The organism is Helicobacter cholecystus, assembly GCF_003364215.1.
GTDB classification, from domain to species: Bacteria; Campylobacterota; Campylobacteria; order Campylobacterales; family Helicobacteraceae; genus Helicobacter_G; species Helicobacter_G cholecystus.
This window is the reverse complement of sequence record NZ_NXLU01000005.1, coordinates 17,175-38,348: the sequence shown is the minus strand read 5'-3', so window position 1 is coordinate 38,348 and position 21,174 is coordinate 17,175. Positions and strand designations below refer to the sequence as shown.

The window sequence follows — 21,174 nt, the reverse complement described above, 5'->3', positions numbered from 1 at the left end:
CTCCTTCATAGGTCCAATAAAAATAGAGAGTTGAAGTTTTTATTAATAATCTTTATCAATCAATAAATATATTTGTAATATAATTAAAGTATTATTAATTCCTTAAAGGGAGCGTTTTAAAATGTTTGAAAAATTTTTAATCAAAAAAGTTCTTAAGAAATGGAATTTTGGTAATTATTTGATTAAATTCTGGGATAATGAAGAAATTAAGGTAGGCAAAAAGAAACCTGCTTTTAGCATTATGATAAAAAAGCCATTTGGACTTAATGCTTTATCTAAAGATCTTAGTTTGCTCTTTGCTGAAGCTTATATGGAAGGGAATATTGAGATTGAGGGAGATTTTGATGAAATTGCTTATGTAATTTATCAATTTAGCAATTATCAACATCTCAATAAATATACACAAATCACAAGCAAAATCCACACAAAACAAGAAAGTAAAAATATCAAAAGTCATTATGACTTAGGCAATAATTTTTACAAACTTTGGCTTGATTCAACAATGAGCTATTCTTGCGCATATTTTAAAAATCCTACCGATAATTTATATCAAGCACAAATCAATAAAATTGAACACACTCTAAAAAAACTTAATCTCCAACCTGGAGAAAAACTCCTTGAGATAGGTTGTGGCTGGGGATGGCTCTCTGTAATAGCAGCACAAAAATATGATGTAGAGGTTGTAGGACTAACTCTCTCAGAGGAACAATACAAAGAAGCAACGCAAAGGGTAAAAGATCATCATCTTGAAGGAAAAGTCACAATTATGCTTAAAAACTATCAAGAGTTAGATATGGAAAATTATTTTGATAAAGTTGTCTCGGTTGGAATGTTTGAACATGTGGGTAAAGAAAATTTTCCTCTTTATTTCAGTAAGGTTAAGAAAAGTTTAAAGATGGGTGGAAGCTTTTTGCTTCATACAATTTTATGCTCATTTGAAGGAGAAACAAATGCTTGGATAGACAAATACATTTTCCCTGGAGGATATCTCCCTTCTTTAAGAGAACTTATTAGTATTATGAGTGAGTTTGATTTTCACCTTTTATTAGCAGAAAGTTTAAGATTACATTATGCAAAAACACTAGATATTTGGGAAGATAATTTTGAAAGAGAGATTGATAAGATCAAAAATATGTATGATGAAAAATTTATTAGAATGTGGCGTTTGTATCTTAAAAGTTGCGCATCAGCATTCCGAGTTGGAAGTGCTGATATTTTTCAATTTTTATTAACAAAAGGAGTTAATAATAATATTCCAATGACACATGCAGGAATCTATCAAGATTAATTGATTTTAAAAGTCTCTTTCTTAAAATAGATTTTTCAATTTAAATAAATATTATTTTTTAAATTAATTTGCTTGATCCTAAAAAATAGAAATTTCAATTTCCCATCCATTGCAATATTGCAATGGATTTTAATTCCTATCTTTATATTCCTGCAAAATAAAAGATAAAATACTCAATTTTGTAAGGGATGAACATTATGGATAAAAAACTCTTCTTTTTTGCAGTGGTTTTAGTATTTTTAGGGATTCTTTTTACTCACAAACCCCCTACCTCTCCACTCTTCTTGCTCCCACCCAAAGAGGTCACAACTTCCACTTCTGAATATTTTTACAATTCCCTACCTACTTTAGATCACGCCCAATCTGTGCATTCTGCAACTCTTACCTCACTCAAAGATGGCTCACTCCTAGCAATGTGGTTTGCAGGCAGTGGTGAAGGAAAGCCTGATGTGCAGATCTATGGAAGTCTGTATAATCCAAAAACCAATATCTGGAGTAAGCCAAAAAGCTATTTAGATCGCTTCAAACTCAAAAAAGATTCCAAACAATTCATCAAAATGCTTGGAAACCCTGTTTTGTTTCGATCACCCAAGGGAGAAATCCATTTCTTTGTTGTTGGTGTAAGTTTTGGAGGATGGGCAACAAGTAAAATTTATCACTATATTTCAAATGATGAGGGAAAAAGCTTTACTTATAAACAACGTTTAGACCTTGGAATTTTGCTTAACCTCAGTCACCTTGTGCGTTCCCAACCTATTGCACTAGAAGATGGGGGATTTTATTTGCCCATTTATCATGAACTTGCAGATAAATATCCCTTAATTGTGCGATTTGATGAGCAGGGCAATGTTTTAGAACAGATTAAAACCACCTCACTTGCAGGACAACTGCAACCCAGTCTTATTGCCACAAGCCCTACAAAATGTCTTGCAGTCTTTAGAAATTATAATGATGGTCCTATGAATATGCAATACTGCTTTGATGGTGGAAAAAAATGGGGCAAGCCTTTTGCAAGCAATGTGATGAATGAAGGGAACTCTATTGCACTTTTTGGAATTGGAGAGAAAATTTTCCTTGTGCATAATACAAGAGAGAGAAATCCTCAGGAATCTCGAGGAACGCTTGTGCTCTCTAAACTTTTAGATCATCAATGGAAGCAAATTACAATTCTAGATGTTGCTCAAGGCAAACGTGAAAAAGGAAAGAGTATAGAAGTTTCCTATCCTACAGCAATCAGTAATGGAGAATGGGTAGATATCATCTATACTTATAATCGCTCACATATTGCCCATATTCGATTTAATACTCAATGGCTCAAGGAAAAACAATGACCTACAATACTGCTGTCTATACAATTACAATCTTTTGTGCTTGCGCATATATCTTAAGACATTTTAAATATCCCTTGATACTCTCTGCCTCTATTGCTCTTCTTTGCAATATTCCCCTTATCCTCTCTTTAAGTATAACCCAATGGCTTGATAGCATTTGTGGGAATCCTAGCCTTTTACTGGCTCTACTCTCTTTCTGCTCTTTGCTTGCAAATTTCAAAATCACAAAAGATATATTTCCTACCAATACAACCCTTATTCTTAATCCAAGAGCAAAAATATTTCTTTTTGGTTTTGGCTTTATACTCTTTTGGGGAAATATAAATTATCTTTGGGGAATTGATTTATTTAATGCAAATTTTTATATACAGATTTTATATGCACTCATTATTGTTGCTCTAGGCTATCTAGTCCAACCTTATCTTGGAGTTTTACTTCTTCTTTCCTGCATAGGCTATCTTATTGCTGGGGGCAATATCTTTGCCTTTATGATGGATGCAGTACTTTGGCTTTATATATCACTCTCTTTACTTTTAAAAGCAACTTTAGGAAAACTCTATGCGCACTAACTTTATCATTGATGTAAGAAGTCCAAGAGAATATGCCTATTCTCATATCCCAAACTCCCTTTCTTTTCCAGTGCTTAATGATATTGAGTATGAAGAGGTGGGCACACTTTATCGTCATAATACATTTGAGGCTAAACGTATAGGAAGTATATACATCTGCCAAAATATTGCAGAACATCTTAAAAATGAAAAGATTTTTCACCCACGCAATAAGCTTACCCTCTATTGTGCTAGAGGGGGTCAGAGAAGTAAAAGCTTTTGGAGTATCCTCTCACAAATTGGCTTTGATTGTGAAAGAATAGAAGGAGGGTATAAAACTTATCGCAATGAAGTGCTTAAATCTTTAGCCACTCCTCCAACCCAACGCTTTATCACCCTCTATGGTGTTACAGGTTGTGGAAAAAGTGAGCTTATTGCTCAATGTTCTTCTTGGAGTATTGATATTGAGAAGCTCAGCAAACATTATGGCTCAAGCTTTGGAGATGAAGCTAACTCATTTCAAGGACAGCCCACAAACTCAATGTTTGAAAATCTTTTATATGAAGAACTCTGCACTAAAAAGAATGTTGTTTTAATTGAAGGAGAAAGCAAAAGATTGGGAAAAGTTATTTTGCCTACACCTTTTTTCCAAGCCTATCATAATGGAGTCAGTGTACAAGTCATTTCAAGTTTTACTCATCGCATTCAACGTATAGTCACTATGTATTCCTCTATTAAAGAACAAAATTTTCTCTCTTGTATTGAAAAAATCAAACCCTACATCAAAAAAGAATATCTCAAAGATATTTTAAAGTATTGGGAAAAAAGGGATTTTGAAAATGTTGCAAGCATTTTAATTGAAAAGTATTATGATAGGGTCTATCGCCAAAAAAACTGCCAATACACAATTAGCTCTGATGATCCTGCCTTAGCACTCAAAGAACTTGAAGACCTTAAGAGAGAGATCCAGCAAATCTAAGAAGTGCCGATCCCCAAGTCAACCCTCCACCAAAAGCATCAAGTAAAAGCAAATCTCCTTTTTGCAATTTGCCACTCTCAAAAACTTCATTGATGGCCATAGGGATAGAAGCCGCTGAAGTATTGCCATACTTATCCACAGTTACCACAATTTGTTCTTTAGAAAAATCGAGCATTTCCCCCACTGCAGAGATAATTCTAAGATTAGCTTGATGAGGAATAAAATATTTCACCTCACTAGGAGCAATGGAATTTTTCTTTAAAATATGATCCACATCATTAGCAAGAGTTTTGACAGCAAGTTTAAAGGTTTCATTGCCTTTCATTTTAATAAATTGTAAGTGATTTGCTAAAGCCTCTACACTTGCTGGGGTTCTACTTCCACATGCAGGGGTAATGAGAAAATCACTATATTTTCCATTTGCACTAATATGCACATCTAAGATTGCCTCCTGAGGATCTTGAGTTGCACTTAATACTGCAGCTCCTGCACCATCACCAAAAAGTACGCAGGTGCTTCTATCACTAAAATCTAGCAAAGAACTGATCTTTTCACTTCCAATAATGAGAATATTTTTATATTCCTGTGTTTGGATAAATACCTTGGCAATAGAAAGCAGATAAATAAAACCTGTGCAAGCTGTTGTGATATCAAATGCAGGAACATTTTGGATTCCAAGATTATAGGAAGTTATGCACGCTGTAGAGGGCATTCCAATAAAGTCAGGGCTCAGTGTAGCAACAATGACCATATCAATATTGCTTGGCTTTAATCCTGCTCGTTTAATTGCAAGCTCTCCAGCCTTGGTTGCCAGATCACTTGTTGCTTCGCTCTCTTGAGCAAAATAGCGTGTCTTAATTCCCGTGCGCTTAGTGATCCACTCATCACTTGTATCAACTATTTTTTCAAAATCAGCATTGCTCACACAACGACTAGGAACATAAGAAGCAATAGACTTAAGTGAAGCATATACCATCGGTTCTCTCTTATGATTTCAATTCTTTAATTTTATCGCAAACATTAGCCTCTAAAGCATGAATTGCCTGATAAATCGCACACTCAATGGCTCTAGCATTACTGCTTCCATGACTAATAATAACTGTCTTATTCACCCCCAGCAATGGAGCCCCCCCATACTCAGAATGATCAGTTCGGGCCTTAAGTGCCCTAAAGACTTTTCTCATCAAAAATGCACCCAGCATAAAAAAAACAGATTTTTTGATCTCTTGTTTAAGGATTTTACTGATTGCACTCGCCACACCTTCACTAGATTTGAGCACAAGATTTCCAACAAAACCATCACACACTACAACATCTACACTGCCATCAAAAATATTTTTCCCTTCAACATTGCCAATAAAAAATCCATATTCTTTGAGCAATGAAAAAGTTTCTTTTGTAAGTTCATTGCCTTTTATATCCTCTTCCCCATTAGAGAGTAACCCCACTTTAGGATTGGCAGTCCCCATAACACTTTTGGCATATTCATAGCCCATCAATGCAAAATCCACTAAATATTCAGGTTTGCAATCTGTATTTGCACCTGCGTCTAAGATCAAGCTATATTTACCTTCGATAGAAGTGGGCATCATTGTGCAAATTGCAGGGCGAGACACACCATTAATTCTTCCCAATCGCAAAGTGGCTAAGCTCATTGTTGCTCCACTATGACCTGCGGAAACAATTGCATCAGCCTCTCCATTTCTAACAAGCTCCATTCCAATATAAATTGAACTTTCTTTACGTTTGGTCGCACTTGATGCAAGCTCATGCATTTGAATATAATCAGAACAATGAATAACTTGTATTTTTGATCGCAAATCCTGAGGGATGAATTTTTGTATCTCTGCACTCTCTCCTACAATAATAGGTGAAAATTCCTTATGCTTAAGTGCACAAATTAGTCCCTCAACTATGGGCTGAACTCCATGGTCTCCCCCCATTGCATCTAGGACAATTTTCATTGTAGATTAATAATTTCCTGAAAACTTATTAATTGTATGAGGGAGCTTCCAGCTACCATCTTTATCTCTAATTGGCTTAGCCAAAGTAATTTTGTAATGTGTTCTTCTCTTAGCTGCTCGAGTTTTACTCACTCTTCTCTTAGGTACTGCCATTTTAAACTCCTTCTTTTATATGGTAATCCATTTGGATTGAATGGATTTCGCTTTGCAAAATATACTCAAAATCAATAAAGCCATCAAAGAATTCAATAACATCAAAATCTGCTATCAAATCACTTTGGCTTTGTACATCCCAAACTCCATTTGAAATATACAAAACCAAAACCTCATTAAGTGGCTCTTGATATTCCTGTGCACTCCGATCACAGACCAAGGTAATCTCACCTTCTAGATGAGCTTTAATTTCAAAAAGCTTCGCAGAAATACGACGTACCTCTCCGCTAAGCTTAACACCCTGACTTTGAAGAGAAAAACTCTTGGGAGTGTCAGTAATTTTTTTAAATTCTATTTTCACTTAGAGTATTTCTATTTCAGAAAAGAAAAATGCAATCTCAATCTTTGCATTTTCCAAACTATCACTTCCATGCACTGCATTTGCTTCAATACTTTGTGCAAAATCTGCTCTAATTGTTCCTTTAATCGCTTCTTTTGGATTCGTTGCACCCATAAGCTCACGATTTTTAAAAACTGCATTTTCCCCCTCAAGTACCATTACAACTACAGGTCCACTTGTCATAAAGCTCACCAATCCTTCAAAAAATGGGCGATCTTTGTGAACTGCATAGAATTCTTGTGCTTGTCCAGCAGTTAGATGAAGCTTTTTTATCCCAGCAATTCGCAAACCATTACTCTCAAAACGATCAATGATTTTTCCAATATACCCTTTAGCCACGGCATCAGGTTTGATGATAGATAATGTATACTCCATAAAATTCTCACTCACAATAGAAATAAATTAATGATTATACCTTTTAATTAAAAAAAATTTGAGAAAAATTAAGTAAAAGAGAAAGTTTCCCCACCCCAAAAGTGGGAAAAACTTAGCAAACTGGATGTGTTCCGTCTCTAAGATCAGCACCGATAGAATCGCGACTTACACTTCCTACTGCGCTCCATACGATACAGCCATCAGTTGGGCAAGCACTTGCACAAGCAGGTTCATCATTATGCCCCACACACTCAACACACTTATCAGCATATACGTAATATGTTCCTGTTCCCTCTGGATTATCATCATCATCAACAATCGCACTTACTGGGCACTCATCAATACAAGAACCACAAGCAATGCAAATATCAGTAATCTTTACAGACATTTTTTCTCCTTTTTGGATTTTCAAGTTTAGATTCTCATTTTGAACCCAATTGTGAGTATAGCTAAAGTTTATAGAAGTTTTATATTTTTTTATATTTTTTCTTTGGATTTTTAATTTTATTACAAAAAGTTTCCCCCTTTTTTTTAGTTTATAATATTTAAAATTTTAAGAAATCCTTAATTGCTTCAACCTTATCAATCTTCTCCCAATTAAACTCTGGTAATTCTCGTCCAAAATGCCCATAACTTGCGGTTTTCCTATAAATTGGGCGAAGCAAATCAAGAGTTTGAATAATTCCTTTTGGAGTAAGATTAAAAACATTCTTCACACATTTACAAATTTTACTATCTTCTACCTTTCCTGTGCCATGGGTATTAACTAAAATCGAGACTGGTTCAACCACACCAATTGCATAGGCAACTTGGACAGTAGCTCTCTCACACACTCCACTTGCTACAAGATTCTTAGCCACATATCTTGCTGCATAAGCTCCGCTTCTATCTACCTTGCTTGGATCTTTTCCACTAAAAGCTCCGCCCCCATGAGGACAGCTTCCTCCATAAGTATCTACAATAATCTTTCTTCCCGTAAGTCCTGCATCACCTTGAGGTCCGCCAATAATAAATTGCCCTGTGGGATTTACAAAATAACGAATATTGTCATTGAGGTATTGGTGTGGAATATATTGATATACAATCTCTTCAATCATTGCATCTTTAATATGTTGTTGACTCACTTCTGGAGAGTGTTGAGTAGAAATAACAATTGTATCAATACTGACAGGTTTTCCATCTTCATATTTAACTGTCACCTGAGATTTTCCATCAGGTCGTAAAAAAGGGAGTGTTCCATCTTTTCTCTTTTGAGCAAGTCCAAAGGTGAGTTGGTGAGCTAAGTAAATGGGTAAGGGCATAAGCACATCTGTTTCCCTACAAGCATAGCCAAACATAAGACCTTGATCTCCTGCTCCAATCTCTCCATCTTCTCTATCTACACCTTGATTAATATCTGAACTTTGTCCTCCCACACCATTTAAAATCCCTGCACTTTTATAATCAAATCCATAAAGCGCATCAGTATAACCAATGTCTTTGATCACTTCTCTTGCAATTTCTCGCATGGGCGCATAAGTACTAGTTTTTAACTCACCTGCAATCACACAAAAACCATTAGAAACCAAAGTCTCACATGCTACCCTTGCTTTTGGATCCCGCTCAATAATATAGTCCAAAATTGCATCACTGATTTGATCAGCCATTTTATCAGGGTGGCCTTCAGTAACAGATTCTGAAGTAAAAAGAAACTCATTTTTCATAAAAACACCTCGTATTTGAAATTTTATGCATTCTATCTTATTTTTCATAAAGATTTTGACTATTTTTTGCCTCGATTAATCATTTTAAATTTATAATTTCTTCACTAGTTGATAAAAATTATTAACTATGAAAATTTATATATAAAGGATTTGCAATGTTGGTAACAAAAAAAGCTCCTGACTTCACAGCCACAGCAGTATTAGGAAATAATCAAATTATTGAAGATTTTCAACTTTCTAAAAATCTTGGGAAAAATGGTGCTGTTCTTTTCTTTTGGCCAAAAGATTTTACTTTTGTTTGCCCTTCAGAGATTATTGCATTTGATAAAAGAGTAAAAGATTTTGAAGCAAAAGGATTTAATGTTATTGGTGTATCTATCGATTCAGAATTCGTTCATCTTGCATGGAAAAATACACCTGTTGAACAAGGAGGTATTGGACAGGTTCAATTCCCAATGGTAGCTGACCTTACTCATGATATTGCAAGAGATTATGATGTACTTTTTGGTAATGCAGTTGCTTTAAGAGGTTCTTTCCTTATTGATAGAAATATGATTGTTCGCCATTCAGTGATTAATGACCTTCCACTTGGAAGAAATGTTGATGAAATGCTTAGAATGGTGGATGCATTGTTATTTTTTGAAGAATATGGTGAGGTTTGTCCTGCTGGATGGCACAAGGGTGATAAAGGAATGAAAGCCAATCCAGAAGGTGTGGCGGATTACCTTAAAAATAACGCTGATAAACTTTAATTCTTTCCTCAATTCTCCCTTTGGGGGAATTTTTTTACATTTTTTTAGCTCTCAAATTTACATACTTATTTAAGGTTTTTAATATAAGTTTTTCTCAAAAATCAAGCTATATTAAAAATTATTTGATTTATAGGGGGTTTTCCTGAAACTTTTTAAAATGATCAAAGACTTCTAGCTTTCTTTCTAAGGAGTTTTGAGATACTTTAAGAAAAGGGGAGAAAATCATAGTGGTGGCTTGAGGCGGAATCGAACCACCGACACGAAGATTTTCAGTCTTCTGCTCTACCGACTGAGCTATCAAGCCATAAAAGAGAGAATTATATCAGAAAGTTTAATATTTTTATCTCAAACTTTGCACAATATGCATAAACTCCTCTCCACGATGCTTATAGGAATGGAATTGATCAAGACTTGCTGCAGCAGGTGAAAGAAGTGCGATACTTTTCTGGGTATGTATAGAATGAATTTCTTTTACTGCATTTTCTAAAATATTACAAATCTTACAAGGAATATGATAGGCATCACAAAGCTCTTTGAGTTTTAAAGCATTTTTGCCAATTGCAAAAACCTCTACCTTCCCTGCTTTCATCTCTTCAAAAAGAGAACTTAAATCTGCTCCCTTATCTTCTCCTCCCAAAATCAAGTAAATCTTTTTTTGCTTATAATTTCTAAGCGCCCAAATTGTTGCATCTGCATTTGTCCCCTTAGAATCATTGACCCATATTCTTCCCTCTTTGTCTCTAAATTCCTGAATTTTATGTTCCCCTATTTTGTAGTTTTCAATCTCTTGTATCCTCTTTTGCCCACACACCACCTCTGCTCCATTAAGTGCTAAAAGTGCATCAAGCAAAAAAGGCTCTTTAAAAGGGATACTTTTTAACTCCACTCCAAAAAATTCTGCTAAATCTTTAGAATTTTCATACAAATATAATCTTCCTTTATAGTTCTTAATCAAAGGATGCGCGCACAAGGCTTTAGGGATAAATGCCACATCAGCTTCTCCCATTCTTGCCAATACGCTCAACTTATCTTCTATATAGCTCTCAAAACTTCCATGCCATAAAATATGATCTTCACTCAAAGGAAGTAAAATATAGCAATGGGGGAATACTCTTTTGGTGTAATGCAGAGAAAAAGAACTTGTCTCAAGAATCCAAATCTTTGGTTTTTGTCTTGCAAGTGTAGCTAGAGGCGTTCCAATATTTCCTCCACTGACGCCTCCAAAATCCCTAAGCAACCACTCAAGCATTTCCGTGGTCGTAGTTTTACCATTAGTTCCGCTAATCCAAATCTGCATAGCTTGAATTTGTGAGAGAATATAATCATATTCACTGAGCAAATTCTTAGCATTCTTAATCATTGGATTATAAGGAGGAATTCCAGGAGAAGGGATTTGCAAAGTCGTAATGTGGTGTTTTAAATCGTAGGTAAAAATATTGCCAAATTCATCTTCTCTCTCACCCTCAAGACCATCATCACACACAACACAGCGTATACCCTGCGCATTAATATATTCTAGAAGTGCTTGATTGGTTTTGCCAAAGCCAAGAAGTGCAATCATCGAATTTTTAAGCTTAGGAGTGCAATGAGATTACCAAGAATTGCAATGATCCAAAATCTAATAATGATTTTATTTTCTGCCCAACCCTTCATTTCAAAGTGATGATGGATAGGGGCCATTAAAAAAACTTTTTTACCCCGAGTTTTATAACTCCCTATCTGTAAAATCACTGAAAGCGTTTCAATGACAAAAATCAAACCAATCAAAAAGAGCAAAATCTCATTATTTGAAACAATTGCCATGTAAGCGATAAATGAGCCTAAGGCCAAACTTCCACTATCACCCATAAATACCTGTGCGGGGTGACAGTTATACCACAAGAAGCCAAAAAGAGCTCCAATAAGTGCAACAGAAACAACAACAAGTTCTCCCGCATCAATTGCTCTTGGCCATAAAAGATAACCTGAAAGCCCAGCATGTCCTGCAACATATACAAAAATCGAGAGAGAAATAAGCGCACAAATACTTGGAACAGTAGCCAATCCATCCAGTCCATCTGTGATATTCACAGCATTAGAAGTTGCCAAAAATACAAGTGTCCAAAATCCAATACTCAAAATTGATAAAGAATCAAAATTAAAAAGAGGTTTTTTCATAAATGGCACATAAATATGCCCACTATGCCCAATATTCACCAATAATAAAGAGAGAATAATCGCAATGATAAGCAAAAGAAAGAATTTCATTTTTGCACTCATTCCCGCATTGCTCTTTGCAGAAATTTTCATATAATCATCTCTTGCTCCTACTAAACAAAAACTCACCAATGCGGCAAGTCCAATCCACATATAGGCATTAGAGAGATTTGCACACAGTAAGCTTGCAATCAAAGTGCTCAATACAAAAATAATGCCCCCCATTGTAGAAGTATCTTTTTTACCTTCATGCGTAGGCACATAACTTGAGATAGGTTGATTTGCTTTTTTTGCTTTTGCCCATCGAATAAAAAGTGGCATCAAGCCCACACTAAGAAAAAAAGCAATAAAAAAACTTAAACCCGATCTAAAAGTAATATATTGAAAAATATTGATTCCAAAATGAGAATAAAGGTAGAAAAACATTTTTGAAGCCTTGGAGATTTCTCTAGGGGGTTCTAGGATAGGGGGTGGGGGAACCTAGAACCCCCTACAGAAATCTCAGATTTGAAACTTGAAAGTGGCATTGTATCAAAATTTTTATAGTTTTTGCTAAAAAATTTCAAAAAATGGACTTCTAAAATGTCAATCCCAAACTCATTCCTACTACTTTTGTTGTATTTTTTGGTTCTACAAAATTACCAATGAGCTGCCCCTGCCTATATCCTTGAACAAGATCAGAGTCTTCAATCCCCCAAAAATCAAAATAGATTTTTAGCTTAAAAGCCATTTGATTGGGAAGATAAAATTTACCTCCCAAACTCACTCTTCCACCCATCCCATTGGTTTGTGTAAAGTAAAAATCACTGTCATATCCCAAATCACTCATTCCACTGACTTGATATCCGTAGATAAGCTGACGATATTGCAATTCTCCAATAATAGAAACAACACGATTAATTGGGATCTCTCCATCTAATCCTGCCAAAAAATATATATATTCTTGCCCTCTTTCATAAGAGGCCTTAATTCCTGGTTGATCAATCATCATATTGTGCAAATATCGATAGCCAAATCCACCATAAACAAATACAACCTCTCTTCCATTGAGATTAAAAGCCGCCCCAAATCTTGTAGCAACCCCTAAATACCAATCTTCAGAATCTGTATCATAGGGAATACTTTGCCCAGTTACAGAATTAAATAATCCCCCCTTATAAGCATTCTTCTTGAGGTGGGAAGAAAAAAATCCATCAAGCTGAAACTTAAAAAATTTATACCCAAGTGCAAAATTTCCATCTACACCAAGCATTGGCCCTGAAATACTCATGACATTAGGCTCTTTGTATTGATAATAATCAATGCCTATATTCAGTTCTCCACCTAAATGCACCTTATCTTTAGGAATAATATTTACACCCGAAGAGGCAGGCCCATTAGCAAAAAGCCACACAAAAAACAATAAAGGTGTAAAAATCTTTTTCATTGCTCCTCCTAAAGATTAAATTGGAGGTATTCTACAATGCAAATTTATTTATTTCTCTTAAGTCGAATATTTCTTTGTTCTTCTTGCTCTTTATAAAGCATTGCACACCCCTTAGCAAGCTCACGAATTTTAAGAATATAGTTTTGACGCTGTGCCACTGAAATAGCCTTTCTAGCATCCAAAACATTGAAAAAATGCGAAGAGAGCATTGTGTAATCATATGCTGGGAGAGGAATTCCTGCTTGAAGACATCTTCTAGCCTCCTCTTGAGCTTGATCAAACAGAGAAAACAAGAGCTTAATATCTGCAATCTCAAAGTTGTATTTTGAAAACTCATACTCACCTTCTAGATGCACATCTGAGTAATATACAATTTCATTTTCATTGGCATATTCAATATCAAAAACACTATCTACCTCTTGAATATACATCGCCAATCGCTCAACTCCATAAGTAATTTCTACTGCCACAGGATCACATACAATTCCCCCCACTTGCTGAAAATACGTAAATTGTGTCACCTCCATTCCATCAAGCCATACTTCCCAACCCAAGCCCCAAGCACCTAAAGTTGGAGATTCCCAATTATCTTCAACAAAACGAATATCATGTTCACTCCGATTAATCCCTAAAACCTCTAAAGACTTTAAATAAGTCTCTTGAATATTCTGTGGGCTTGGTTTAATCAAAACCTGAAATTGATAGTAAGTGCCTAATCGATTAGGATTCTCTGCATATCTTCCATCTGTTGGTCGGCGACTTGGTGCAACATAGGCCACACTCCAAGGTTTGCAATCTAGACTTCTAAGCAAAGTTGCAGGGTGAAATGTCCCTGCCCCCGCTGGAATATCATAGGGCTGAAGCACTAAACATCCCTGCTCCTTCCAAAAATTTTGCAATCTTAAGAGCATGTCACACAAACTAAGTTTTTTCATCTTCACCCTTTATACTTTGATTTGTTCTAGTCGTTCTTTTTTACTTCCAATATCAGTAATCTGTACCCCAAAGTTTCCATCCACAATCACAACCTCACCATGGGCAATCACTTTATCATCAATAAGCACCTCTAGTGGCTCATTGGCAAGTTGATTAAGCTCAATCACACTTCCAATATCCATTGCAATCACATCTTTTAAGAGCATTCTCTTTTGTCCAATACGCACATGCACATTAAGCTTGACATCAAGAATCATTGCAATATTTCCTAATTCATCTTGAAGAATTGTAGGAGCTGAGGACTTTTTCTCTTCTTCATTTTTTTGCTCAAACTTCTCTTTGAAATAATTGACAAACTCCGCTGAAGCCAGATTAATAATATGAGAATCTACACCATTGATTGAGAAATTGTAATTCCACGCACTCACGAATGGGGATAAATCTTGTTGAGAAGTTATAATCTCAGCACTTGTAATCTCAAAATTCATTGTTGGAAGAACATCATCTGATTGCAGTCCCAAACTCACCGCACTTGTAATATTATTAACAATCTCTTTAATTGCATCAACATCATCAGGAGTGATCTCATCTCTTGGCACCCCTTCCTCTCCCACCATCATAGAAGAAAGTGTTGTTGCCAATGCTGCTGGGATAATTGTCGCTGTATTTGCAACCCCTTTCATCCCCTCGGCACTACAAGTTAATTGCACAAGAATATAGGGAGGTTTAATGTTTTCACCATCAAGAGCAACAAGATCAAGATATGAAACTTCAGGTTTAACACCAAGCAAGCCTTCAACCGCGTTCCCCCCCTCCTTAATAAAGAAATCTATAAAAAGTTTGACCATCTCTACCATATCTCTCCTCCTTAATCTTCATCGCTACTTTGGACTGCACGGATTTTTCTTTGCTCTTCAAGAAGTTCAAGCATATCTTTGACTTCATCCTTTTCTGTTCGAATTGCTTCTTTAATCTTAACTGTCTTTCTATAGCGTTGCAATCCAATTTCAGCAATATACTTTTCTCTTCCATCAATACTTACAACAACTTCATCATTTGCAGGACAATCAAGACGAATAATATCTCCAACTTTAAGATCTAAAATATGCTTTAAATCAAGTGTTGCATTTCCAAGTCCTACGCTTACAATCACCTCAGATCCTCCAATAAGAGCTTGGAGTTCTTTATTACGACTTTTTTTAGTATTGGTATCTGAGAGCATCAGATCCCGACTTCCTAATCGCGAAAGTATGGCCTCAAGAGAAATAACGGGGTAACATAAATTCATCATTCCCCTAGAGTTCCCAATCACAATCTCCATAACAACCATAATCACAATCTCATTTTGCGCAACAATTTGCACAACAGATGCTGAAGTTTCTTTAGTATCAATTACTGGATAAATCTCAGTGACTGGTGCCCAAGCTTCTTTAAGATTTTGTACAATTTGATATAAAATCGGATCCAGTAAAGAAAGCTCAATGCCACTAAATTCTCTATCGCTATTATAAGGCTCTCCCTTCCCTCCCAAAAGCCTATCAATCATAGGAAAAGCAATACTTGGATTAATTTCTAAAACACCCGTGCCATCAAGTGGACGCATAGAGAAAACATTGAAGCTTGTGGGGTTTGGCAAACTCATTAAAAATTCCCCATAAGTCATTTGATCTACACTATAAAGACTGATCTCAACAATCGATCTCATCGCTGCTGAGATCTGAGAAGAGAGGCTTCTAGCAAGCTTGTCATGTATTCCTCTAAAGGCCCTAAGTTGTTCTTTGCTTACACGATTTGGTCGTTTAAAATCATAGAGTGTCACATCATGATGCTTAGTGTGTGACACAAAAGAAGAATCACTATTCTCCCCACCCTCTTCATCAACAACGGCTAATAGGGCATCAATTTCTTCTTGACTTAATATATCAGCCATTAATATCTCCCAGGGAACTTCTAATCTTTTTGACTACTTCTTTATTAATTTGTGAAATTCTTGATTCTGTAATATTGAGAATTTGAGAAATTTCATTGAGGCTAAGCTCTTCAAAGTAATAAAGTTGAATAACCATTTGCTCCCTTTCAGAAAGAGTGTTCAAAATTTCTGCAATCCTTTCCATAAGCTCTTCTTTTTCCACTCGCAAAGAAACATTATCACCCTCAATGGCATTATATTGCTCATCGATAGGAACAAGGGCGTAGATATCAGAGGCAATTTTTGCCTCTTTAATTTTTTCTACATCCTCTCCTAGCACTTCTGCTAAATACTCATCATCTGGCTCACAATCATGCTCATTAAGATATTTTGTAACCTCCATATCAATAGCTTTAACCAACTTTCTTGAAGAACGAGAAAGCACATCAAGATTGCGCAGATAATCTAGCATTGCCCCATTAACACGAATCTTTGCATACCCCCAAAATGAATCATTAATTGAACTGTCATAGCGTCGTGCCACTTTAATAAGCTCTTCTGTTCCAATAGAAATCAAATCCCCAAACTCTATGGAGCTTGGCAATCTCTCTTTAAGACGATAGACCATTGCTTTAACTGCAGGAAGATACTGTAGGGCTAATTCATCTTGAGAGTATTTTAAAGCTTGATTATACCCATTGGATTTGGATTTTGCCATCACTTACGCCTTTTGTCCCTCTTTATTAAGCTCAATCTTTTTAATATAGTCCAAAACCTTCACAAGCTCTTCTTCTTTCTTTCCAAATTGCTCAACATAATATTCTAGGTTGTTTTCAAGTTGTTGTTTATTAAACTCTCGAGTTCTAAAATCAATAAAGAGATTAAAAACAGAAATAGCACTTACAGAGATCAAGTAGCAAACGCTCGTTATAATCATGGCAAAGATGATCACAAGCTCCACTTGCTCAAATGCCAAAAATCCAAAAATCAGTCCCAAAAAAAAGCCAGAAACAATAGAGAAACCAATAAAATTATCCGGACGCATCAAAAAATCCTTATAGATATTTTAACAATCTTTGGAAGAAGCCTCCAAAGCCACTCTTCTCTTCAACTAGCATTTTTCGTTCCCTTTTTGAAAGAATTTGACGCGTAATATCTCTTAATTGCAAGGAAGATTGATCGCTTGGATCTACACGGCTAAAAAGTGTTCGTCCTCTTGTTGCTGAGGATACACTAGGGGAGCTTTGAATATAGCCCAAAAACTCTAAAGAAAGGGAGTGCATATTTTTATAGGCAATTTGTTTCATTCTTAAATAGACATTTTCGGCTTCTTTTGCGGATTTAACCATATTTAAAATCATAAAAATATTTTTACGTTTTTTTGCATTCACCTTAATGGCTGCATATGCATCCGTAATGGCACTAGGATCAGGCATTGTTACAACGATAAGCATATCACTTGCATCAAGAAATTTTTGAGTAAGTCCTCCAATCCCTGCACCTGTATCAATGATTAAAAAATCAATGTCTCCAAGCACTCCCCCACTCTCATCAATCAGTCTTGCTACAGAATCCTCTGTAATATAGTTAAAAATCTCATCTCCACTATCCCCAGGGATAAGATACAATCCATTTTCAACAGGAATAACAACATCTTTTAGCTCGCACTCTCCCTTAAGAACATTAAGAATATTTTTATGTGCCTTAACACCAAAAATCAAATCCAGATTAGCAAGACCAATATCTGCATCAAATGCCGCAACTTTATAGCCCATTTTATAAAGTGTATAGGCAAGATTTGCAGAAATATTTGACTTCCCTACTCCACCCTTTCCACTTGTAATTGCGATAACCTCGGTCCTCTTTTTATTTTGTTGCTCAACCAACTCAGCTAATTCAGTGGCTTGATGACTCATCGCATATCCTTCTTAGGTTTTTTAAATCCTTCAAGCAAACAATCTACTAAAAAGTCATTATCAGCTACAAGCAAGTCATTAGGGACACTTTGACCAATAGAGAAGTAGCTAATAGGCTTTTTAATATCGCATGCCAAGGAAAAAATATTCCCAAAACTTCGACTTTCATCAAGCTTACTAAAAATCACATTATCAATCTCTACCGTGCTAAAAGATTGATAAATATCTTTTAAGTCTTCATATTTTGTGCTTGCAGAAAGCACAAGGCTAACACTAATTAAAAACTCATTGCTCAAATATTTTTTAAGCATTTCAAGCTTTTGATTGTCGTATTGAGAATGACCTGCAGTATCAATTAAAATAAAATCACAATACCCTAGACGATCAATTGCCGCTTGCAAATCCCTTGGGTCATCAACTCTCTCGATTGGAAGTTTCATCATTCGTGCATAAGTCATTAGCTGCTCCATTGCAGCAATTTTGTAAGAATCAAGTGTAATTACTCCAACCTTATGACGTTTATTGAGCATCAAAGAATAACGTGCTGCAATTTTAGCAAGTGTTGTTGTCTTTCCCACTCCTGTAGGTCCAACAAACATAATAATATTTCGCCCTCCAAGATGCTCCTCCTTGCATTCAAACATCTTCCTAAGCACTTCTCTAAAATAACGCTTAATGGTTTGAGAGTTAGAACGCATTGAGAGTGGCATAAGCTCTAAACTAAGCTCCATTAAAGCATCTAATCGCTCCTTATCAATTCCACTATTTTTAGCAAGATTATAAATTTCTGCAAATTCTTGAGGAATTTTCATTTCTTTATGGGGCTGATTTTTTTCTTCCCAAAACATACTTTGAATGAGCTTGATTCTATCGCTCATTTGCTCAACTTCTTTCTTAATTGCTTTAATATCTTCACTGCTATGCTCTTGGTGTTTTGGTATTGCTGGAGTTTGAAGATTATTTTGAATATTATAAGGATTATTAGCAGAGGTGATGAGTTTAGAAATCGCTTTTGCCCTCTGGGAAAGATCCCCATCATTCTCTAAAGTAATTTTATTTTCTTGCTTTTTCTTGTCATATTGCTTTTGTGCAATTTGCTCAAGCTTTTGTTTGACACTATTTCGCGGAGCCACTTCATTTCTTTCTTCAGCAGCAATGACAACTTCATACAAGCCTTTTTCTGTTAGACTTTTTTTGCGAATTTCCTTGGTATTAATGATCACAGAATCATCACCATGCACACCTTTTGCTTTTCGCAAAGCCTCATCAGGAGTTTCACCTTGGTAAGTGTAAAGCTTCATCTCTTCCCTTTATTGTGTTTTTTAAACTATATTTTGTAAACTCAATGGCACAAGCACCGACTCTCTTTCTTGCCAATATGGATGAGGTATTGTAAGATAGGGACGCTTTATTTTTGCTTGATTAAACCATAAAATATCAATATCTAATGTTCGTGGAGCATTTTTAAATTCTCTTTTTCTTAATCTCCCCCATCTTCTCTCCCAATAAAAAACGATTGAAAACAATTCAATGAGTGAAAGATTTGTAGAAAGCTCAATTGTAGCATTATAAAAATCATTTTGTTCTGTGTAACCAAAAGGAGGATTGCGATAAATAGGAGAAGTAGAAAGAATACTCAAACGTGGATGACTTTGGATTTGTTTAAAAAGAGCACAAAAGCGCTTAATACAATCTCCCAAATTTCCTCCAATCCCTAAAAGAACTTTATTGCGATATATAAAAGGCTTTTTGGATGTATAGGGAAAGTATGAGGTGCAATAGAGTTTTCTCATAATTTTTGAGCCCTACCATTCTTAATAACAACTAAGTCCTCAAGTCTAATACCAATTTCATCAGGCAAATAGATTCCAGGTTCAATAGAAAAAACCATTCCTTCAGAAATAATCTCTTCGCTTCTTGGACTAATACGCGGTAATTCGTGAATATCTAATCCTATGCCATGCCCCGTAGAATGCACAAAATATTTACCATATCCTTCCTTCTCAATCACGCCCCTAGCAAGAGCATCAACTTCTTTTGCTCTCATTCCTTCTCTTAGATTTTCTATAGCATATTCCTTAGCTTTAAGCACAATATTATAAAGCCTTTGATGAAGAGGGTGAATTTTAGGAGAAAAGAAGTCTACCCCCTTATCAAAATATCCGCAACGTGTCATATCTGAGCAATAATTCTCATACTTTAATCCCGCATCAAAAAGAATCCAGTCTCCATTTTTTAAGACACTTTGACTTTCTGGAAGAGCATGGGGTTTAGCACCATTGCCATTGAGTGCAAATATAGGCTCAAAACTTAGATTAAACTCTCCTTGATGTGTAAGAAAAGTTTTAGAGAGGAACTGCAATTCCTTTTCACTTTTTCCCATATTCTCTGATAAAAAACTTCCAAAATTTGCAAATGCTTCACGATTGAGTTGTTGTGAATATGCAATTTTTTCAATTTCTTGAGGAGTTTTTACTTTTCTTAACTCTTGATGAAAATTATCTTGAGGGATAAATCTAATCTCTTTAAGGATAGAAGTGAGTTTTTGATAATCTGCGACGCTTAATAGAAGGGGATCAAAAACAAGTTCCTTGACTTTTTGAGCTTTTAAAATAAAGCTCAGTTCTAAAAAAAGATCATGAGCAATTCTCACTTGTGTTTGGGAATTACAATACTGCTGTGCTTCAGTTTGGTAACGCCCATCTGTAATAAAAAATTTAACATCCTCACACACAAGAACTACTGCATGATCACAGCAAAAAGAGCACTCATAATATTGAGCACTCTCTTGTGTAACAAAATAAAAAGAACTAGGATTGCTTTTTTTGTGCATCAGTAATAGCTTTAATCTCTTTAATGATTTGAAAAAGTGAAATGAGTGCTAGATGATATCCAAAAGCTCCAAATCCTGAAATGACACCTGCACATACTGCTCCACTATAGCTTTTATTGCGATAATCCTCACGTGCAAAAATATTGCTCAAATGAACTTCAACACAGGGCACACCACAACACGCAATTGCATCAGCAATTGCAACTGATGTATGTGCGTATGCTGCAGGATTAATAATCACTCCTTGATATTCTCCACCAATGCACTCTTGGAGCTTATCAATGATTTCACCCTCAAAATTACTTTGAAAAAATTCAAGCTCAACTTCATTTTGTTTAGCCATTTCTTGCATATTTTGATGAATTTGCTCTAAAGTAACATTTCCATAAATACGTGGATCACGATGTCCTAAAACATTAAGATTAGGTCCTTGTATCACTAAGATTTTCATATTACACCTCTTTT

General features: G+C 35.5%; 25 protein-coding genes and 1 tRNA gene. 5 read left to right on the top strand and 21 right to left on the bottom strand.

Annotation, left to right across the window (positions count from 1 at the left end; translation table 11 throughout):
- The first annotated feature begins 121 nt into the window (after positions 1 to 121).
- The 4 genes from CQA62_RS04780 to mnmH all read left to right on the top strand — a co-directional run bounded on the left by CQA62_RS04780 (position 122) and on the right by mnmH (position 4,146).
- Positions 122 to 1,288 (top strand): class I SAM-dependent methyltransferase, encoded by a 1,167-nt coding sequence (locus CQA62_RS04780; RefSeq protein ID WP_104724865.1) that lies wholly within the window; start codon positions 122 to 124, stop codon positions 1,286 to 1,288.
- Positions 1,289 to 1,485: 197 nt separating this feature from the next.
- On the top strand, positions 1,486 to 2,619 hold the full coding sequence (locus tag CQA62_RS04775; RefSeq protein WP_158653702.1) for a sialidase family protein: 1,134 nt from the start codon (positions 1,486 to 1,488) through the stop codon (positions 2,617 to 2,619).
- Positions 2,616 to 3,188 carry a hypothetical protein gene (locus CQA62_RS04770; protein WP_104724863.1) on the top strand — a complete coding sequence of 191 codons (573 nt, stop codon included), beginning with the start codon at positions 2,616 to 2,618 and terminating at the stop codon, positions 3,186 to 3,188. The genes CQA62_RS04775 and CQA62_RS04770 overlap by 4 nt, the downstream gene beginning before the upstream one ends.
- Entirely contained in the window at positions 3,178 to 4,146 is a 969-nt protein-coding gene (gene mnmH / locus CQA62_RS04765; RefSeq protein WP_104724862.1) for a tRNA 2-selenouridine(34) synthase MnmH, read from the top strand. The genes CQA62_RS04770 and mnmH overlap by 11 nt, the downstream gene beginning before the upstream one ends.
- Here mnmH and CQA62_RS04760 read toward each other — a convergent pair.
- From CQA62_RS04760 to metK, 7 genes are all read right to left on the bottom strand, one after another.
- On the bottom strand, positions 4,121 to 5,122 hold the full coding sequence (locus CQA62_RS04760) for a beta-ketoacyl-ACP synthase III (RefSeq protein WP_104724861.1): 1,002 nt from the start codon (positions 5,120 to 5,122) through the stop codon (positions 4,121 to 4,123). The two genes, mnmH and CQA62_RS04760, sit on opposite strands and share 26 nt — an antisense overlap.
- A gap of 10 nt (positions 5,123 to 5,132) precedes the next feature.
- Positions 5,133 to 6,110 carry a phosphate acyltransferase PlsX gene (gene plsX, locus CQA62_RS04755; RefSeq protein ID WP_104724860.1) on the bottom strand — a complete coding sequence of 326 codons (978 nt, stop codon included), beginning with the start codon at positions 6,108 to 6,110 and terminating at the stop codon, positions 5,133 to 5,135.
- A gap of 6 nt (positions 6,111 to 6,116) precedes the next feature.
- Positions 6,117 to 6,263, bottom strand: coding sequence for a 50S ribosomal protein L32 (gene rpmF, locus CQA62_RS04750; protein ID WP_104724859.1), 147 nt, complete (start codon positions 6,261 to 6,263; stop codon positions 6,117 to 6,119).
- Between the two features lies 1 nt (position 6,264).
- A complete protein-coding gene (locus CQA62_RS04745) occupies positions 6,265 to 6,624 on the bottom strand; it encodes a DUF177 domain-containing protein (protein ID WP_104724858.1) in 360 nt (119 codons plus the stop codon).
- Complete coding sequence (gene ndk / locus CQA62_RS04740) at positions 6,625 to 7,038, bottom strand: nucleoside-diphosphate kinase (RefSeq protein ID WP_104724857.1); 414 nt, start codon at positions 7,036 to 7,038, stop codon at positions 6,625 to 6,627.
- Positions 7,039 to 7,150: 112 nt separating this feature from the next.
- Entirely contained in the window at positions 7,151 to 7,426 is a 276-nt protein-coding gene (locus tag CQA62_RS04735) for a 4Fe-4S dicluster domain-containing protein (RefSeq protein WP_104724856.1), read from the bottom strand.
- A gap of 157 nt (positions 7,427 to 7,583) precedes the next feature.
- Positions 7,584 to 8,741, bottom strand: a complete 1,158-nt coding sequence (metK, locus tag CQA62_RS04730; RefSeq protein WP_104724855.1) for a methionine adenosyltransferase — start codon at positions 8,739 to 8,741, stop codon at positions 7,584 to 7,586.
- 155 nt (positions 8,742 to 8,896) lie between these two features.
- Here metK and CQA62_RS04725 point away from each other — a divergent pair, with 155 nt between their 5' ends.
- Complete coding sequence (locus CQA62_RS04725; RefSeq protein WP_104724854.1) at positions 8,897 to 9,493, top strand: peroxiredoxin; 597 nt, start codon at positions 8,897 to 8,899, stop codon at positions 9,491 to 9,493.
- Between the two features lie 228 nt (positions 9,494 to 9,721).
- On the opposite strand, the gene CQA62_RS04720 is transcribed toward CQA62_RS04725, so the two are convergent.
- The 14 genes from CQA62_RS04720 to aroQ all read right to left on the bottom strand — a co-directional run bounded on the left by CQA62_RS04720 (position 9,722) and on the right by aroQ (position 21,160).
- Positions 9,722 to 9,797: transfer RNA gene (locus tag CQA62_RS04720), tRNA-Phe, on the bottom strand.
- Between the two features lie 36 nt (positions 9,798 to 9,833).
- Complete coding sequence (gene murD / locus CQA62_RS04715; protein ID WP_104724853.1) at positions 9,834 to 11,054, bottom strand: UDP-N-acetylmuramoyl-L-alanine--D-glutamate ligase; 1,221 nt, start codon at positions 11,052 to 11,054, stop codon at positions 9,834 to 9,836.
- Positions 11,051 to 12,115 carry a phospho-N-acetylmuramoyl-pentapeptide-transferase gene (gene mraY, locus CQA62_RS04710; protein WP_104724852.1) on the bottom strand — a complete coding sequence of 355 codons (1,065 nt, stop codon included), beginning with the start codon at positions 12,113 to 12,115 and terminating at the stop codon, positions 11,051 to 11,053. The genes murD and mraY overlap by 4 nt, the downstream gene beginning before the upstream one ends.
- Positions 12,116 to 12,266: 151 nt before the next feature.
- Positions 12,267 to 13,115, bottom strand: a complete 849-nt coding sequence (locus CQA62_RS04705; RefSeq protein WP_104724851.1) for a hypothetical protein — start codon at positions 13,113 to 13,115, stop codon at positions 12,267 to 12,269.
- A 44-nt stretch (positions 13,116 to 13,159) separates the two neighbouring features.
- Positions 13,160 to 14,050: a glycine--tRNA ligase subunit alpha gene (gene glyQ, locus CQA62_RS04700; protein ID WP_232006763.1), complete on the bottom strand. Its 891-nt coding sequence runs from the start codon at positions 14,048 to 14,050 to the stop codon at positions 13,160 to 13,162.
- A 9-nt stretch (positions 14,051 to 14,059) separates the two neighbouring features.
- A complete protein-coding gene (gene fliY, locus CQA62_RS04695; protein WP_232006761.1) occupies positions 14,060 to 14,908 on the bottom strand; it encodes a flagellar motor switch protein FliY in 849 nt (282 codons plus the stop codon).
- A gap of 11 nt (positions 14,909 to 14,919) precedes the next feature.
- Complete coding sequence (gene fliM / locus CQA62_RS04690) at positions 14,920 to 15,981, bottom strand: flagellar motor switch protein FliM (protein ID WP_104724850.1); 1,062 nt, start codon at positions 15,979 to 15,981, stop codon at positions 14,920 to 14,922.
- Positions 15,974 to 16,678 carry an RNA polymerase sigma factor FliA gene (locus CQA62_RS04685; RefSeq protein WP_104724849.1) on the bottom strand — a complete coding sequence of 235 codons (705 nt, stop codon included), beginning with the start codon at positions 16,676 to 16,678 and terminating at the stop codon, positions 15,974 to 15,976. The genes fliM and CQA62_RS04685 overlap by 8 nt, the downstream gene beginning before the upstream one ends.
- 3 nt (positions 16,679 to 16,681) lie before the next feature.
- A complete protein-coding gene (locus CQA62_RS04680) occupies positions 16,682 to 17,005 on the bottom strand; it encodes a hypothetical protein (protein WP_104724848.1) in 324 nt (107 codons plus the stop codon).
- Between the two features lie 10 nt (positions 17,006 to 17,015).
- Positions 17,016 to 17,876, bottom strand: a complete 861-nt coding sequence (locus tag CQA62_RS04675) for a MinD/ParA family protein (protein WP_104724847.1) — start codon at positions 17,874 to 17,876, stop codon at positions 17,016 to 17,018.
- The gene (gene flhF, locus CQA62_RS04670) at positions 17,873 to 19,177 is read right to left on the bottom strand and encodes a flagellar biosynthesis GTPase FlhF (protein WP_104724846.1); all 1,305 of its coding nucleotides are present in this window, start codon (positions 19,175 to 19,177) and stop codon (positions 17,873 to 17,875) included. The genes CQA62_RS04675 and flhF overlap by 4 nt, the downstream gene beginning before the upstream one ends.
- Before the next feature lie 21 nt (positions 19,178 to 19,198).
- Complete coding sequence (gene folK, locus CQA62_RS04665) at positions 19,199 to 19,669, bottom strand: 2-amino-4-hydroxy-6-hydroxymethyldihydropteridine diphosphokinase (RefSeq protein WP_104724845.1); 471 nt, start codon at positions 19,667 to 19,669, stop codon at positions 19,199 to 19,201.
- The gene (locus CQA62_RS04660) at positions 19,666 to 20,709 is read right to left on the bottom strand and encodes a M24 family metallopeptidase (protein WP_104724844.1); all 1,044 of its coding nucleotides are present in this window, start codon (positions 20,707 to 20,709) and stop codon (positions 19,666 to 19,668) included. The genes folK and CQA62_RS04660 overlap by 4 nt, the downstream gene beginning before the upstream one ends.
- Positions 20,687 to 21,160 carry a type II 3-dehydroquinate dehydratase gene (gene aroQ / locus CQA62_RS04655; protein ID WP_104724843.1) on the bottom strand — a complete coding sequence of 158 codons (474 nt, stop codon included), beginning with the start codon at positions 21,158 to 21,160 and terminating at the stop codon, positions 20,687 to 20,689. The genes CQA62_RS04660 and aroQ overlap by 23 nt, the downstream gene beginning before the upstream one ends.
- Between the last annotated feature and the right edge of the window lie 14 nt (positions 21,161 to 21,174).

What these genes read in the sequence shown, in the direction of transcription:
- CQA62_RS04780 (WP_104724865.1), top strand. Translation starts at nt 122, where the DNA reads ATGTTTGAAAAATTTTTAATCAAAAAAGTTCTTAAGAAATGGAATTTT.
- CQA62_RS04775 (WP_158653702.1), top strand. Translation starts at nt 1,486, where the DNA reads ATGGATAAAAAACTCTTCTTTTTTGCAGTGGTTTTAGTATTTTTAGGG.
- CQA62_RS04770 (WP_104724863.1), top strand. Translation starts at nt 2,616, where the DNA reads ATGACCTACAATACTGCTGTCTATACAATTACAATCTTTTGTGCTTGC.
- mnmH (WP_104724862.1), top strand. Translation starts at nt 3,178, where the DNA reads ATGCGCACTAACTTTATCATTGATGTAAGAAGTCCAAGAGAATATGCC.
- CQA62_RS04760 (WP_104724861.1), bottom strand. Translation starts at nt 5,122, where the DNA reads ATGGTATATGCTTCACTTAAGTCTATTGCTTCTTATGTTCCTAGTCGT.
- plsX (WP_104724860.1), bottom strand. Translation starts at nt 6,110, where the DNA reads ATGAAAATTGTCCTAGATGCAATGGGGGGAGACCATGGAGTTCAGCCC.
- rpmF (WP_104724859.1), bottom strand. Translation starts at nt 6,263, where the DNA reads ATGGCAGTACCTAAGAGAAGAGTGAGTAAAACTCGAGCAGCTAAGAGA.
- ndk (WP_104724857.1), bottom strand. Translation starts at nt 7,038, where the DNA reads ATGGAGTATACATTATCTATCATCAAACCTGATGCCGTGGCTAAAGGG.
- CQA62_RS04735 (WP_104724856.1), bottom strand. Translation starts at nt 7,426, where the DNA reads ATGTCTGTAAAGATTACTGATATTTGCATTGCTTGTGGTTCTTGTATT.
- metK (WP_104724855.1), bottom strand. Translation starts at nt 8,741, where the DNA reads ATGAAAAATGAGTTTCTTTTTACTTCAGAATCTGTTACTGAAGGCCAC.
- CQA62_RS04725 (WP_104724854.1), top strand. Translation starts at nt 8,897, where the DNA reads ATGTTGGTAACAAAAAAAGCTCCTGACTTCACAGCCACAGCAGTATTA.
- murD (WP_104724853.1), bottom strand. Translation starts at nt 11,054, where the DNA reads ATGATTGCACTTCTTGGCTTTGGCAAAACCAATCAAGCACTTCTAGAA.
- mraY (WP_104724852.1), bottom strand. Translation starts at nt 12,115, where the DNA reads ATGTTTTTCTACCTTTATTCTCATTTTGGAATCAATATTTTTCAATAT.
- CQA62_RS04705 (WP_104724851.1), bottom strand. Translation starts at nt 13,115, where the DNA reads ATGAAAAAGATTTTTACACCTTTATTGTTTTTTGTGTGGCTTTTTGCT.
- glyQ (WP_232006763.1), bottom strand. Translation starts at nt 14,050, where the DNA reads ATGAAAAAACTTAGTTTGTGTGACATGCTCTTAAGATTGCAAAATTTT.
- fliY (WP_232006761.1), bottom strand. Translation starts at nt 14,908, where the DNA reads ATGGTAGAGATGGTCAAACTTTTTATAGATTTCTTTATTAAGGAGGGG.
- fliM (WP_104724850.1), bottom strand. Translation starts at nt 15,981, where the DNA reads ATGGCTGATATATTAAGTCAAGAAGAAATTGATGCCCTATTAGCCGTT.
- CQA62_RS04685 (WP_104724849.1), bottom strand. Translation starts at nt 16,678, where the DNA reads ATGGCAAAATCCAAATCCAATGGGTATAATCAAGCTTTAAAATACTCT.
- CQA62_RS04680 (WP_104724848.1), bottom strand. Translation starts at nt 17,005, where the DNA reads ATGCGTCCGGATAATTTTATTGGTTTCTCTATTGTTTCTGGCTTTTTT.
- CQA62_RS04675 (WP_104724847.1), bottom strand. Translation starts at nt 17,876, where the DNA reads ATGAGTCATCAAGCCACTGAATTAGCTGAGTTGGTTGAGCAACAAAAT.
- flhF (WP_104724846.1), bottom strand. Translation starts at nt 19,177, where the DNA reads ATGAAGCTTTACACTTACCAAGGTGAAACTCCTGATGAGGCTTTGCGA.
- folK (WP_104724845.1), bottom strand. Translation starts at nt 19,669, where the DNA reads ATGAGAAAACTCTATTGCACCTCATACTTTCCCTATACATCCAAAAAG.
- CQA62_RS04660 (WP_104724844.1), bottom strand. Translation starts at nt 20,709, where the DNA reads ATGCACAAAAAAAGCAATCCTAGTTCTTTTTATTTTGTTACACAAGAG.
- aroQ (WP_104724843.1), bottom strand. Translation starts at nt 21,160, where the DNA reads ATGAAAATCTTAGTGATACAAGGACCTAATCTTAATGTTTTAGGACAT.